Genomic DNA, 15,198 nt, shown 5'->3' with positions numbered 1-15,198 from the left:
CCTATAACTATATGTAATTCCGAAGCTAGAGGTTGGCGGGCTACTTAAAGCCCGCTTTTTTTTGCTTCTGCATCACAGTGGCACATCACCCAGCAACTGCTGCAAATCCTGCTCCGTCAGCACCAGGGAGTGGCCGACGATACCGGACTGCGTCAGCTCCTGCTGCAGATCGTCATTATTCAGCACCAGCTCATACTGCTGCGTGTCCGGGTTAAGCTCCGCGTCCTGGAACAGGTTAACCGGCACGCTGGCCAGCAGGTCGTGCAGATGCAGGCCGCTGAGCGCCTCCGGCCGGGCCACGTCTTCCGTAACATCATCCGCGACGATCAGGCTGACCGGCGCACTGACATTCCCTGCGCCGCATGTCACCACGATCTGATGCTCGCCAGCGGCCAGCGCATGAGACGGCGTAAAGGTCCATTTGTGATCGCTATCGACCAGCGCACTGCCGAGCGGCTCATCGTTATCAAACAGCTCAACCCGGCTGCCGGGCTGGCCTTTACCGGAAAAAGTCGGCTGGGTTTGCGTAGTGCTCTCTTCCGGCCAGATAAACTGCGTGCCGCTGTGCATGGCGGTTAACGTGACCGGTACAAAACCAGCGTCTTCGACGATCAGCGTGAAGGGCGCGCTGGCGCTCTGCGGCATTGCCGCCACCTGTGCCACGAACTGATGACTCCCGCCCGCCAGCGCGGCAGGCAGCGTAAAACTGAAGTAGCCGGTCTGAGCATCGCTGAGCGTGCTGCCCACTAACTCGCCGTGATGGTAACACTCAAGCGTGACGCCACGGCCGGCATAGCCGTTCAGCGCAGGGCGCGTATCGCGGGTGATTTCGCCATCGACAATAAAACCGCCGTCATTCACCGAGGCGGAATCGAAGGTGACAGGAACCTGGTTTTCAACGGCCGGCTCCAGAGGAAAGAAAGGGTAGCCAAAGCGTGAAGTGCTCATTTATGTTCTCCAAATTAACTGCGAGCACACTTTAAGAACTCTTCACGCCAGGCCGATCAAGAATTGTCTCTTTTTTACGAAAGAAATTTCCTGGCGCGCATTACGCCAGGTTTAAGCGCTGCTTCGCTTCGCCGATCGCCAGCGCCACCTGCTGTGGTGCCACGCCGCCGCGCGCGTTACGCTTATCGAGACAAGACTGCAGCGACAGCACCGGATAAACATCTTCCCCGATCGCCGCGCTAAACTGCTTAAGCTGCGCCAGACTTAATGCTTCCAGCGCGACGCCTTGTTTGATCGCTTCCACCACGGTTTCGCCGACAATGTGGTGCGCTTCGCGGAACGGCACGCCTTTGGCTACCAGATAATCGGCCAGTTCGGTCGAGTTAGCGTAACCCTGCTCGGCGGCTTCCTGACAGCGCGGACGCTTCACCTGAATGCCGTCCAGCACCAGCGCTGACATATGCAGGCAGTCAAGCCAGGTATCGAGCGCATCGAACAGCCCTTCTTTGTCTTCCTGCATATCTTTGTTGTACGCCAGCGGCAGCCCTTTCAGCGTCATCATCATGCCGGTCAGTGCGCCCTGCACGCGACCGCACTTGCCGCGGATCAGCTCCAGCGCGTCCGGATTTTTCTTCTGCGGCATCAGCGATGAGCCCGACGTCACTTTATCGGACAGCTCAATAAAGCCGGCTTCACCGGTGTTGAAGAAGATCATGTCTTCAGCGAAGCGCGACAGGTGCACCATGCCAATCGAGGCATCAGACAGCAGCTCCAGCACGTGATCGCGGTCGGACACGGTATCCAGGCTGTTACGCGTGGCAGAGGCGAAGCCGAGCCAGCCGGCCAGCTGCTCACGGTCAATCTCATAAGCAGTACCGGCCAGCGCGCCGCAGCCCAGCGGGCTGACATCCAGCCGCTTCAGCGTATCCTGCAGACGGCTCTCGTCGCGCGCCAGCATCTCAACGTAGGCCAGACACCAGTGGGCAAACGTCACCGGCTGCGCCCGCTGCAGGTGGGTGTAGCCCGGCATCACGGCATCCTGATTGGCCTCAGCCGTGGCTACCAGCGCTGACTGCAGCTCGCGCGTGGCTTCCAGCAGCAGTGCCACCTGCGTTTTACACCACAGTTTGAGATCGGTCGCCACCTGGTCGTTACGGCTGCGCCCGGTGTGCAGCTTTTTGCCCAGCGCGCCGACTTTGTCGATCAGCTTGCCTTCCACCCAGCTGTGAATATCCTCGGCATCGCTCTGCAGAATCTGCTGCGGATTGGCGCGAACCTCTTCCAGCAGCGCATTCAGCGCGGCTTCCAGCTGCTGCTGCTCTTCACTGCTCAGCACGTTTACCGTTACCAGCGCTTTTGACCAGGCCACCGAACCGATGATGTCCTGCTCCGCCAGGCGGTAGTCAAACCGCAGTGAGTCGTTGAACTGTTTAAACCGTTGATCTGCCGCCTGCGAAAAACGTCCGCCCCAAAGTGCCATCTGCTTGCTCCTGAATCTGTTAAACAAAGGGCGGCCCGAAGCCGCCCCTGCAAAATATGTCGCCTGCCGCCGGTATTACTTCTTCTGCTCGTTCAGCGCGCGAATGCGTGAAGAGAGCGAGAACAGACGAATAAAGCCGCCCGCGTGACGGTGATCGTACACTTCGTCTTCGCCGAAGGTGGCAAACTCTTCTGAGTACAGGCTGTTCGCCGATTTTTTCTGGATCGCCGTGGCCTGGCCTTTGTACAGCTGCAGTACCACTTCCCCGTTCACCAGCTCTGCCAGCGATGCGGCAGCGGCCTGGATTGACTGACGCAGCGGTGCGAACCAGCGGCCGTCATACACCACGTAAGACATCTCCTGACCCAGCTGCTCACGCCATTTGAAGCTGTCGCGATCCAGTACCAGCTGCTCAACCGCACGCAGCGCGTTGACCATGATGGTGCCGCCCGGGGTTTCGTAGCAGCCGCGTGATTTGATGCCCACCAGACGGTTTTCCACGATATCAATCCGGCCCACGCCGTGTTTCGCTCCCAGCGCATTGAGTTTTTCCAGACACTGGAACGGGCTCAGTTTCTCACCGTTCACCGCGACAACCTGGCCTTTCTCCACGCTGACGGTGACGTTTTCTGGCTGATCCGGCGCTTCCAGCGGATCGACGGTCCACACCCAGCAATCTTTGTTTGGCGCGTTCCACGGGCTCTCCAGCACGCCACCTTCGGTCGATATGTGCCAGGCGTTCTCATCACGGCTGTAGATTTTTTCCAGCGACGCGGTGGTCGGGATATTGCGCTCTTTCAGGTAATCCAGCAGCGCTTCACGCGAACGCAGGTTCCACTCACGCCATGGCGCCACCACTTTAAGCTGCGGTGCCAGCGCGGTATAGGTGGTTTCGAAACGCACCTGATCGTTGCCTTTACCGGTTGCGCCGTGGCACAGCGCGTCTGCGCCCACTTTCAGCGCCAGTTCAACCTGCGCTTTGGCGATGATAGGACGCGCCATTGAGGTGCCCAGCAGATAGGTGCCTTCGTACAGCGCACCGGTCTGCAGCACCGGGTAAACGTATTCGCTGATAAACTCTTCACGCAGATCGACCACATGGCACTCAGACGCGCCCGACTGCAGCGCTTTCTTCTCTACGCCTTCCAGATCGGCCGGATCCTGACCAATGTTGGCCACGAACGCCACCACTTCACAACCACCGTAGTTCTCTTTCAGCCAGGGAATGATGGCCGAGGTATCCAGACCGCCCGAGTAAGCCAGAACGATTTTTTTGATGTTTTGCGTGCTCATGTCGTAATCCTTGATTATGCGAGAATCCGGGTGCCAATCGACACGCCGTTGAAAAGGGTTGGCAGCTGTTCAGCATGACGCCAGCTGGCGATATCCACCGGGCGGCCCAGCGTACGCGCCGCGTCGAGCGCCGCATGCACTTTCACAATCATGCCATCGGTAATAATGCCCTGGGCAATCAGCTGCTCGGCTTTGGCTGCGGTCATCTCGGCGATGCGCTGACCTTTGCCGTCGAGAATACCGCTGACGTCTGACAGCAGCACCAGATCGGCACCGATCGTCGCCGCCAGCGCGGTCGCGGCCTGGTCGGCGTTGACGTTCATCAGTTCGCCGCCGTCGGTGATGCCAATCGAGCTGATCACCGGCATATAGCCTGCATCCAGCAGCGTATTGAGCAGCTGCGGATTACCCGGCGTGGCGTTGCCAACATGCCCCAGTTCCTCATCGAACTGTGCCACGTTCACCAGGCCGGCATCGCCGAGGCATAAACCCACTGCGCCAATGCCGTACTTCTTCGCCCATGCCAGCAGCGTTTTGTTGGCGGTGCCGGCCAGCGCACCGGTAATAATGTCGATCTGATCGGCTGGCGTCACGCGCAAACCGTTCTTCTTTTTCACCGGCAGCGCCAGTTTCTTCATCAGCTCGTCCACCAGGCAGCCACCGCCGTGGACGATGATCAGCGGACGCTGATACTGCGTGCGGTACGCCAGCAGGGCATCAAACAGACGCGCCAGCGCTTCTTCGCTATCCAGCAGTACGCCGCCCAGCTTAATGATCAGAGGATTGCTCATGGTCAGGTTATCCGTCCGTTAAATCAGAGACAGCGTTTCGGGGAAGCCGAAACGAATATTGAGACACTGCACCGCCTGTGAGGAGGCGCCTTTCAGCAGGTTGTCTTCCGCTGCGACAACAATCAGGTGCTCGCCCTGCACGGCAAAGCCGATATCGCAGAACGGCAGGCCAACCACCCCTTTCAGCGCCGGTACGCCTTTGTCGTACAGCCGCACCAGTGGTTTGTCGTGGTAGGCGCTGTGGAACGCCGCCGCCACATCCTGCTGGCTCACGCCGGCGTTCAGACGACAGGTGATGGTTTCCAGAATGCCGCGCGGGAAATTACCGAGATGCGGCGTGAAGATCACCGGCGTGCCGAGATGGGCCACAATCTCCGGATGGTGACGGTGATTGAAGAGACCGTACGGCTGCAGGCTGACTTCACAGAAGCTGGTGGTGACGCTGGCTTTACGTCCGGCACCGCTGACGCCGCTGGTGGCATTGATGACCGGCCACTGAGCCGGATTAAGCAGGCCAGCCTTAATCAGCGGCTTAAGCGCCAGCTGCGCGGCGGTCGGATAGCAACCCGGCACCGCCACCAGCTGCGCGTCTTTAATTTGCTCGTGGTTCCATTCGGCCAGGCCGTAAACGGCTTTGTCGAGCCACGCCTGGTGCTGATGGCTGAAACCGTAATACTGTTGATAAAAGCCGTCGTCATTAACGCGGAACGCGCCTGAGAGGTCGAACACCACGCAGCCGGCTTTTAGGAATTCCGGGGCCAGATCGTGGCTGACTTCGTGTGCGGTGGCGAGGAACACCACATCGACCTTGCCGGCCCACTCTGCGGCATCACTCAGCGGCTGCAATGGCAAATCGACGATGCCTTTCAGCTGCGGATGGAGATCGGAGAGTAACTTTCCGGCATCCGGGCTTTGCGCTGAAACCGCCAAAGCGGTTATGTTCATATGCGGGTGGCGATTCAGGTAGGTGGCAAGCTCTACGCCAGCATAACCACTGGCACCAACGATCAGCGTATTCAACATCAGGCTGTATACCTTATTACAGTCACACGTATCGGGTCGCGGCATTGCCCCGTTGCCCACGATGCCGTTTGCAGCTTTTTTCAGTTCACATGCAGACGACGTTAATGTATTTTTATTCACTATTAATGCATTAATATTGATACATCCTAACCCAGGGACCGTCAACAGTGAAGACAAAAATTCCACCTTTTATCGAACTCTACCGCCAGCTGATTGCAACACCGTCGATCAGCGCCACCGACAGCGCGCTGGATCAGAGCAATGAAACTTTAATCAATTTGCTGGCGGGCTGGTTCCGCGATCTCGGCTTCAGCGTGGAAGTCCAGCCGGTGCCGGGTACGCGCCACAAATTCAACCTGCTGGCGCGCAGCGGCAGCGGCGCAGGTGGCCTGCTGCTGGCGGGCCATACCGACACCGTGCCGTATGACGACGGCCGCTGGACGCGCGATCCCTTCACCCTGACCGAACACGACAACAAGCTGTACGGCTTAGGCACCGCCGACATGAAAGGCTTCTTTGCCTTTATTCTTGATGCGCTGCGTGACGTTGACGTGACGAAGCTCAGCAAACCGCTGTACATCCTTGCCACCGCCGATGAAGAGACCACGATGGCCGGCGCGAAATACTTCTCTGAATCGACCCAGCTGCGGCCGGACTGCGCCATCATCGGCGAACCGACGTCGCTGAAACCGGTGCGCGCCCACAAAGGCCATCTGTCGCACGCCATCCGCATTCAGGGTCAGTCCGGTCATTCCAGCGATCCGGCGCGCGGCGTGAACGCTATCGAGCTGATGCATGAATCCATTACTCAGCTGATGCAGCTGCGTAATACGCTGAAAGAGCGCTATCACCACGACGGCTTCGCCATTCCCTATCCGACCATGAACTTTGGCCATATCCACGGCGGCGACGCGGCGAACCGCATCTGCGCCTGCTGTGAGCTGCATATGGATATCCGTCCGCTGCCGGGACTGACGCTGAGCGATCTCGACGGTTTACTCAATGAAGCGCTGGCACCGGTGAGCGCGCGCTGGCCGGGCCGTCTGACTGTCGGTGAGCTGCATCCGCCGATTCCCGGCTACGAATGCCCGGCCGATCATGAACTGGTGAAGGTGGTGGAGAAGCTGCTGGGGGTGCCGACAGAAGTGGTGAATTACTGCACCGAAGCGCCGTTTATCCAGCAGTTGTGCCCGACGCTGGTGTTAGGGCCTGGATCCATCAATCAGGCGCATCAGCCAGACGAGTTTATTGATACCGCATTTATTAAGCCGACTCATGCGCTTATCACTCAGGTTGTGCAGCATTTTTGCCATTGATGATTAAAAGATGGGGCATTTCACTGCGAAATCAGCAAATTGCCCCGTCATTATCCGGGATTTGATAATAAGAATAACTTATCCCACCTCCTGTCAATTAAATTCGATGAATTTCCGATAGTTAGCAGCACGATACCGGCAATTTAAGTCAATTGACGAACAGGAAGAACCGTGGCTAGATAAAAGACGATGTTATGCCCGTTGGGTATAGAGGTTTTATATTTAAGACGATAAGGGTGTCAGGGTCACATGAACGAACAATATTCCGCAATGCGAAGTAATGTCAGTATGCTCGGCAAACTGCTCGGGGATACGATAAAGGATGCACTGGGAGAGAACATCCTCGATCGGGTGGAGACCATCCGCAAGCTCTCTAAGTCATCCCGTGCAGGAAATGACACTCATCGTAAGGAACTGCTCTCCACGCTGCAAAACCTGTCTAACGACGAGCTGCTGCCGGTGGCACGCGCGTTCAGCCAGTTCCTTAACCTCACCAACGTGGCAGAACAGTATCAAACCATTTCGCGCAGCGGCGACGGTGCTAACCATCCGGAGCTGCTGAAAAAAACCTTCGAGCGCCTGAAGCAGCAGAGCGATCTCAGCGAGCCGGCCATCCGCCAGGCGATTGAGGAGCTGTCGCTGGAGCTGGTGCTCACCGCTCACCCGACCGAAATTACCCGCCGCACGCTGATCCACAAGCTGGGCGAAGTGAACAGCTGTCTGCAGCAGCTCGACCACAGTGACATCACCGACTACGAACGCAACCAGGTCATGCGCCGCCTGCGTCAGCTGGTGGCGCAGGCGTGGCACACCGATGAGATCCGTAAATATCGCCCGACGCCGGTAGATGAAGCCAAATGGGGCTTCGCGGTGGTGGAGAACAGCCTGTGGGAAGGCGTGCCGGCGTTTCTGCGCGAGCTGAACCAGCAGGTGGAAGAGAGCTTCGGCATCCAGCTGCCGGTGGATTTCGTGCCCATCAAATTTACCTCGTGGATGGGCGGCGACCGTGACGGTAACCCGAACGTCACCGCACCGATTACCCGCCACGTGATGCAGCTAAGCCGCTGGAAAGCCGCCGACCTGTTCCTGCGCGACATCGGCGTGCTGGTGTCGGAGCTGTCGATGTCCGAGTGCAGCGACGAAGTGCGCGAACTGTGTGGCGATGCGGAGGCGCTGGAGCCGTATCGCGTGATTCTGAAGCGTATCCGCAGCCAGCTGATGAGCACCCAGAGCTATCTGGAGCGCCGCCTGAAGGGCGAGCGCCTGCCGCGTCCGGCCGATCTGCTGGTTTCAAACGATCAGCTGTGGCAGCCACTGTTTGCTATTTACCAGTCGCTGCAGCAGTGCGGCATGGGCATCATCGCCAACGGCCAGCTGCTTGATACGCTGCGCCGCGTGAAGTGCTTCGGCGTGCCGCTGGTGCGCATCGATATCCGTCAGGAGAGCACCCGCCACACCGAAGCGATTGCCGAAGTGACGCGCTATCTCGGACTGGGCGACTATGAAAGCTGGTCAGAAGCCGATAAGCAGGCGTTCCTGATCCGTGAACTGAATTCCAAGCGGCCGCTGCTGCCGCGGCAGTGGGAGCCCAGCGACAACACGCGTGAAGTGCTGGATACCTGTAAAGTAGCGGCAGAAGCGCCGCAGGGCTCGATTGCCGCCTATGTGATTTCGATGGCCAAAACGCCGTCTGACGTACTGGCGGTGCATCTGCTGCTGAAAGAGGCCGGCATCCCTTACGCAATGCCGGTGGCGCCGCTGTTTGAAACCCTCGACGACCTCAACAACGCCAATGACGTGATGAGCCAGCTGCTGAATATCGACTGGTATCGCGGCTTCATCAACGGCAAGCAGATGGTGATGATTGGCTACTCCGACTCGGCAAAAGATGCCGGCGTGATGGCAGCCAGCTGGGCGCAGTATCAGGCCCAGGATGCGCTGATTAAAACCTGCGACAAAGCCGGCATTACCCTGACGCTGTTCCACGGACGCGGCGGTTCGATTGGCCGCGGTGGCGCACCGGCGCATGCAGCACTACTGTCACAGCCGCCGGGCAGCCTGAAAGGCGGCCTGCGCGTGACCGAACAGGGCGAAATGATTCGCTTCAAATATGGCCTGCCGGAAGTCACCATCGCCAGCCTGTCGCTTTACACCGGGGCGATTCTGGAAGCCAACCTGCTGCCACCGCCAGAGCCAAAACGCGAATGGCAGGAGATCATGAACGGCCTGTCAGCCTATTCGTGCGCCATGTACCGTGGCTATGTGCGTGAAAATCCGGACTTCGTACCCTACTTCCGCTCGGCGACGCCAGAGCAGGAGCTGGGTAAACTGCCGCTCGGATCGCGCCCGGCGAAACGGCGTCCGACCGGCGGCGTTGAGTCGCTGCGCGCCATTCCGTGGATCTTCGCCTGGACGCAGAACCGCCTGATGCTGCCCGCGTGGCTGGGGGCCGGCGCGGCGCTGCAGAAAGCGATGGACGAAGGCCATCAGGATCAGCTGGAAACCATGTGCAGCGAATGGCCGTTCTTCGCCACGCGCCTCGGCATGCTGGAGATGGTGTTCTCGAAGGCTGACCTGTGGCTGGCGGAGTATTACGATCAGCGTCTGGTGGATAAATCGCTGTGGCCGCTCGGCAAACAGCTGCGCGATCAGCTCGATGCCGATATCAAAGCGGTGCTGACCATCGCGAACGATGCGCACCTGATGGCGGACCAGCCGTGGATCGCCGAATCCATCGCGTTGCGTAACGTCTACACCGATCCGCTCAACGTGCTGCAGGCGGAACTGCTGCAGCGTGCGCGTGCGCAGGAAGAGCGCGGCGATGAACCTGATGCGCGCGTAGAACAGGCGCTGATGGTCACTATCGCTGGCGTCGCGGCCGGCATGCGTAACACCGGCTAACGGCTGGCGGCGCATCACGCCTTGCACAGCAAGAAGGGGGCCCTGAGGCCCCCTTCTCTTTTTTATCCTTTCACGCTTATGCCGCCAGCGTCGGGCGAACACCCAGCGTGTGGCAGATGGCGTAGCTCATCTCGGCGCGGTTTAGCGTGTAGAAATGAAAGTCCTTCACCCCTTCGCGCGACAGGATTTTCACCATGTCCATGGCGATGTTGGCACCGACCATTTTGCGCGTCTCCGCATCATCATCCAGCCCGTCAAACATGGCGTTCATCCAGCCCGGTACGCGCACGTTGGTCATGGTGGCGAAACGCTGCAGCTGTTTAAAGTTGGAGACCGGCAGAATGCCCGGCACGATCTCCACGTCAATACCGGTAGCCACGCAGCGATCGCGAAAACGCAGATAGCTCTCCACGTCGAAGAAAAACTGGGTGATCGCGCGACTGGCGCCGGCATCAATTTTTCGCTTCAGGTTGATCAGATCCGCCTGCGCACTCTTCGCTTCCGGATGCACTTCGGGATAGGCCGCTACCGAGATGTCGAAATCACCGACCTCTTTCAGCAGCGACACCAGATCGCTGCCGTACATGTCCGGTTTGCCGCCGCCCGGTGGTAAATCGCCGCGCAGCGCCACGATATGGCGAATGCCGTTATTCCAGTAGTCACGCGCAATGGCGCGCAGTTCATCGCGCGTCGCATCGATACAGGTGAGGTGCGGTGCCGCTTCCAGTCCGGTGCGCTCTTTAATGCCTTTGATGATGCTGTGAGTGCGGTCGCGCTCGCCGGAGTTGGCTCCGTAAGTTACCGAGACGAATTTGGGTTTCAGGCTGCTCAGGCGGTCGATGGAGTTCCACAGGGTTGCTTCCATTTCGCTGGTGCGGGGCGGGAAAAACTCAAAAGAGACATTAATTTGCCCGTTCAGCTCAGCCAGGCTCTGGTTCAGCGCTTCGCGCTGATTGGCATGAAAGAAACTCATCCTGTTACCTCATCATCACATATCGATTAATTTGCGAACCGCGAACATCCATACGTTTAGACGTCCAGATGCACAAAATGAACGATCTTCAGCTTAGCGTCAACATAAAATTGCTTGCCGGGCGTGACAAATATTCAACCAAAGTGAAAGGGATTCACCTGACGGGGAAGCAGAAGGAAAAACGCAGACAGCGGACGCCGTCTGCGCAGCAGGTTTACAGCAGTTGGGCGAGACGATTGATATCAGACTGTAGCGCACCGGCGGTGACATCCCGGCCGGCACCCGGCCCGCGGATCACCAGCGGATTGTCGCGATACCAGCGGCTTTCGATGGCAAACACGTTATCGCACGGCAGCAGCGCCGCCAGCGGATGCTCCGGACGCACCGCTTCCACGCCGACGCGCGCTTTACCGTTGGCATCGAAACGCGCCACGTAGCGCAGCACCAGCCCCATCTCCTGTGCGGCTTCGAAGCGCTGCAGCATCTGCTCGTTCAGCTCGTCGGCGTTTTCGAAGAAGTGGTCGATGGATTCGCCTTCGCACTGTGACGGCACCAGCGATTCAACCCGCACCTGATCCGGTTCGATGTCATAACCGGCTTCGCGCGCCAGAATCACCAGTTTGCGCATCACGTCCTGACCGGAGAGATCGACGCGCGGGTCGGGCTCGGTTAAGCCCTGCTGCCACGCCTGATCGACCAGCTCGCTGAACGGCACCGTGCCGTCAAACTGCAGGAACAGCCACGACAGCGTGCCGGAGAAGATACCGCTAATCGCCAGAATGCTGTCGCCGCTTTCGCGCAGGTCGCGCACCGTATGATTGACCGGCAGTCCGGCACCCACGGTCGCGTTATACAGCCAGTGGCGGCCGGTTTTGGCGAAGGCATCGCGTACCTGGCGCCAGCTCTGGCCGCTGGCAGCGCCGGCCACTTTGTTGGCGCTGATGACGTGGAAGCCGTGGCTGGCAAAATCGTGATACTGCTGCGCCAGCGAATCACTGGCGGTGACGTCCAGCACCACCAGATCGTCAAACGGGTGCGCGCGCATCCACAGGAACAGCGACTCTTCGTCGCGCGCTTCGGCTTCATCATCAAAGAAGGCCAGCGCCCGGCTGGCGTCGAGACCGTCATAGCTCAGCAGGCTGCGGCTACTGTCCGCCACGCCCGCCAGCACAAACTCGAACCCGGTACGCGCCGACAGCGTCTCCTGCTCGCGCGCGAACAGCTCCAGCCAGCGTGAGCCGATATTGCCTTTGCCGAACAGAATCAGGCCGATGCGCTTCTCGGCGCGGAACAGCGACTGGTGCAGTCCCTGAATCAGGTGCTGGGTCGGTCCGACGCGCAGCACCGCTACCAGGCTGATGTGATCTTCTGACTGCCAGACGAATTCGACCGGCTGGTCTTTGATCTGCTGCCAGAAGCGATGGCTGTGCAGCGGATTACGCGTTACGCCAGCACCGACCAGCGCCACCAGCGCCAGACCGTCGCGCAGCTGCAGATGACCGGGCAGCGCCGCGTCCTGCAGTAGGTTAAAGGCGCTGTTGACCACTTCCGAGGTGTAACACAGCTGCAGCAGGCGACGATCCGGATGGATACCCATCGCCAGCGGACGCAGCTGCGCGCGCTTCAGCAGCAGATCGATCTCTTTCTGCTGGGTGGCAAAATCGTGGCTATCGGGAATCTGAATCTCAACCAGGCAGACATCGTCGTGGCTGGTGACAATGCGCGCGCCGGTGCCGGACGCCAGCACGCGCTCAATGCGCGTTGAGCCCTGCTCCGGCTGATAGCTGCAGCGCAGCTGTAAATCGATGTCGCTGTTGGAGACCGGCTGCAGCGTACGCGTGTGCAGCACCGGCGCCGCCAGTCGGGCCAGCTCGCTGGCCTCATCCAGCCGCAGCAACGGCAGCAGGCAGGCATCGGAGACCTTGCGCGGGTCCGCGCTGTAAACGCCAGCGACGTCGCTCCAGATGGTGACGCGGTTCACGCCCGCCAGCGCGCCAATCTGCGTTGCCGAGTAGTCAGAGCCGTTACGGCCGAGCAGCACGGTTTCACCCGCTTCGCTGCGGCTGATAAAACCCGTCACCACCAGACGCTTATGCGGATGCTGCGCCAGCAGCGCCTGCAGCAGCGGCCAGGATTTGCCTTCATCTACCTGCGGCTGCGCCGCACGTTCGGCACGCAGGAAGTCGCGCGCATCCAGCCACGCCGCTTCGATATCGCGCTGGCTGAGCACCGCCGCCATCAGGCGCGCCGACCAGATTTCGCCGTGGCCAACCACTTCGGCGTACACCGCATCGGTGATGGCGCCGTCGAGCAGCGCCGCCAGGCGTTCAAGATCGCGGATGAAGGCTGCGGTCAGGGTTTCTGCATATTCAGCAGGCAGCAGTGCAGCGATCAGTTCGCTGTGAAAACGGCGTAACGCCTGTTGCACCTGATGGGCCGATAAGCGATCGCTCTGGCTCAGCTTGAGCCAGCTGATCAGCTGGTTAGTGGTGCTGCCTGCGGCAGAGACCACCATTAAGTCGCCCGGCTGGCTGTAATCGGCCATGATACCGGCGACGCGCTGATAACAGCGCGCGTCGGCCAGGCTACTGCCACCAAATTTATGCAACTGCTTGATCGGCGTTCCCGCGCCTGCTGAAATCGTCATGGTTACCCCTCGGCTGCGATCCTGAATGCATTATCCAGGTCGGCGATTAAATCTTCGTGATCTTCAATTCCGACAGAAATACGCAGCAGCGAGTCGGAAATGCCCGCTGCGGCACGCGCGTCCGCCGACATGCCGGCGTGCGTCATGGTGGCGGTGTGCGAAATCAGACTTTCCACGCCGCCCAGCGACTCCGCCAGCGTAAACAGCTGCAGCGCCTTCAGGAAGCAGCGCAGCCGCGCCTCATCGGCGTCGAGTTCAAAACTGAGCATGGCGCCAAAACCGCGCTGCTGACGCGCGGCAAACTGGTGGCCGGCGTTCTCTGGCAGAGACGGATGATACAGCTTTTTCACCAGCGGTTGTTGCTTCAGGTAATCAACAATCGCCAGGGCGTTACGCTGCGCCGCCGCCATGCGCGGTGCCAGCGTGCGCAGGCCGCGCAGCAGCAGATAGCTGTCAAACGCCGCGCCGGTGACGCCAATGTTATTCGCCCACCAGGCGAGTTCCGTGACCAGCGCCGGATCTTTAGCGATGACCGCACCGGCCACCACGTCCGAGTGACCATTGAGATATTTGGTGCAGGAGTGGATCACCAGATCGGCACCCAGCGCCAGCGGGTTCTGCAGCGCCGGGCTGAGGAAGGTGTTGTCCACGACGCTCACCGCACCGGCAGCACGCGCGGCGGCGCAGATGGCCGCAATGTCCACCACGCGCAGCAGCGGATTGCTCGGGCTTTCGACCAGCACCAGCTTTGGTTTTTCCGCCAGCGCCGCCGCCAGTGCCGCTTCATCGCCCTGATCGACAAACTTCACGCGGTAAGCGCCGCGCTTGCTCAGGCTGTCAAACAGACGATAGCTGCCGCCGTAGCAGTCGTGCGGCGCCACCAGCAGATCGCCTGGCTTCAGGAACACCGTCGTCACCAGATGAATCGCCGACATCCCGGTGTTGGTCAGCACCGCGCCCGCGCCGCCTTCCAGCTCAGCCAGCGCGCGCTGGACCACATCGCGCGTCGGGTTACCACGGCGTGAATAGTCATGCGCTCGCGGCTCGTTGAAATCGAGGAAGTTATAGGTGCTGGAGAGGTGAATCGGTGGGACAACGCAGCCATATTGCTCGTCATCATTCAAACCGCTGCGTACTGCGATGGTTGCCTGTTTACGCGTCATGGTGCTTACTGTTCCTGAAGTGTAATAAAAAAGTGGCAACAGAATAACATTCCGCAACTGGACGTCAATACATCTGGACATCTAAATGTCTTTGCGTATAGATTGAGCAAAGCCGCAATACCCGCTAAAATTACGCGTCATCGCCTGGTGTTCAGCGCGCTTTCCTGTGAAACGCGATGTGTAAGCATAAAACCGGCAGTTTAAGCGGTCAGGCATCGAAAAATCGGGCATAATCAACGGATTTCCCCATATTCAACTTTTTATTGATTAAGGTAACCCATGGCTGAATGGAACGGCGAATATATCAGCCCTTACGCTGAACACGGTAAGAAGAGCGAGCAGGTTAAGAAGATTACAGTTTCTATCCCGCTGAAAGTGCTGAAGATTTTAACGGATGAGCGTACCCGCCGTCAGGTGAACAATCTGCGTCACGCCACCAACAGCGAACTGCTGTGCGAAGCCTTTTTGCATGCCTTCACCGGGCAACCGCTGCCGAATGATGTTGATCTGCGTAAAGAGCGCAGCGACGAGATTCCGGAAGAAGCAAAACAGATTATGCGTGAGATGGGCATCGATCCCGACAGCTGGGAATACTGAGGCCAGAAATAAAAAAACCCAGCCGAGGCTGGGTTTTTTCTTGCAACCGAATCGTGAAGATTCGCC

11 protein-coding genes are annotated in these 15,198 nt (G+C 59.2%); 3 read left to right on the top strand and 8 right to left on the bottom strand.

Annotated features, from left to right (window positions below):
- Positions 1–72 precede the first annotated feature (72 nt).
- The 5 genes from C1N60_RS00515 to argC all read right to left on the bottom strand — a co-directional run bounded on the left by C1N60_RS00515 (position 73) and on the right by argC (position 5,535).
- The gene (locus C1N60_RS00515) at positions 73–948 is read right to left on the bottom strand and encodes an Ig-like domain-containing protein (protein WP_166712457.1); all 876 of its coding nucleotides are present in this window, start codon (positions 946–948) and stop codon (positions 73–75) included.
- A 100-nt stretch (positions 949–1,048) separates the two neighbouring features.
- The gene (gene argH / locus C1N60_RS00510; protein ID WP_058758137.1) at positions 1,049–2,428 is read right to left on the bottom strand and encodes an argininosuccinate lyase; all 1,380 of its coding nucleotides are present in this window, start codon (positions 2,426–2,428) and stop codon (positions 1,049–1,051) included.
- Positions 2,429–2,503: 75 nt separating this feature from the next.
- On the bottom strand, positions 2,504–3,721 hold the full coding sequence (locus C1N60_RS00505; RefSeq protein ID WP_021506829.1) for an argininosuccinate synthase: 1,218 nt from the start codon (positions 3,719–3,721) through the stop codon (positions 2,504–2,506).
- 14 nt (positions 3,722–3,735) lie between these two features.
- Complete coding sequence (gene argB / locus C1N60_RS00500; protein ID WP_021506830.1) at positions 3,736–4,512, bottom strand: acetylglutamate kinase; 777 nt, start codon at positions 4,510–4,512, stop codon at positions 3,736–3,738.
- Between the two features lie 18 nt (positions 4,513–4,530).
- Positions 4,531–5,535, bottom strand: a complete 1,005-nt coding sequence (argC, locus tag C1N60_RS00495) for an N-acetyl-gamma-glutamyl-phosphate reductase (RefSeq protein WP_394521263.1) — start codon at positions 5,533–5,535, stop codon at positions 4,531–4,533.
- Positions 5,536–5,702: 167 nt separating this feature from the next.
- Between argC and argE the strand changes: the two genes are divergently transcribed.
- Positions 5,703–6,851 (top strand): acetylornithine deacetylase, encoded by a 1,149-nt coding sequence (gene argE / locus C1N60_RS00490; protein ID WP_021506832.1) that lies wholly within the window; start codon positions 5,703–5,705, stop codon positions 6,849–6,851.
- Positions 6,852–7,100: 249 nt separating this feature from the next.
- Positions 7,101–9,752 (top strand): phosphoenolpyruvate carboxylase, encoded by a 2,652-nt coding sequence (ppc, locus tag C1N60_RS00485; protein WP_031279588.1) that lies wholly within the window; start codon positions 7,101–7,103, stop codon positions 9,750–9,752.
- A 76-nt stretch (positions 9,753–9,828) separates the two neighbouring features.
- On the opposite strand, the gene metF is transcribed toward ppc, so the two are convergent.
- The 3 genes from metF to metB form a co-directional block, all read right to left on the bottom strand.
- Positions 9,829–10,725 (bottom strand): methylenetetrahydrofolate reductase, encoded by an 897-nt coding sequence (gene metF, locus C1N60_RS00480; protein WP_021506834.1) that lies wholly within the window; start codon positions 10,723–10,725, stop codon positions 9,829–9,831.
- A 214-nt stretch (positions 10,726–10,939) separates the two neighbouring features.
- Entirely contained in the window at positions 10,940–13,372 is a 2,433-nt protein-coding gene (locus C1N60_RS00475) for a bifunctional aspartate kinase/homoserine dehydrogenase II (protein WP_021506835.1), read from the bottom strand.
- Positions 13,373–13,374: 2 nt separating this feature from the next.
- A complete protein-coding gene (metB, locus tag C1N60_RS00470) occupies positions 13,375–14,535 on the bottom strand; it encodes a cystathionine gamma-synthase (protein WP_394521262.1) in 1,161 nt (386 codons plus the stop codon).
- Between the two features lie 279 nt (positions 14,536–14,814).
- Here metB and metJ point away from each other — a divergent pair, with 279 nt between their 5' ends.
- Positions 14,815–15,132 (top strand): met regulon transcriptional regulator MetJ, encoded by a 318-nt coding sequence (gene metJ / locus C1N60_RS00465; RefSeq protein WP_007885403.1) that lies wholly within the window; start codon positions 14,815–14,817, stop codon positions 15,130–15,132.
- The last annotated feature ends 66 nt before the right edge of the window (positions 15,133–15,198 follow it).

Source organism: Pantoea sp. SGAir0184, from assembly GCF_043544755.1.
This window is presented reverse-complemented; position numbering and strand designations above follow the sequence as displayed.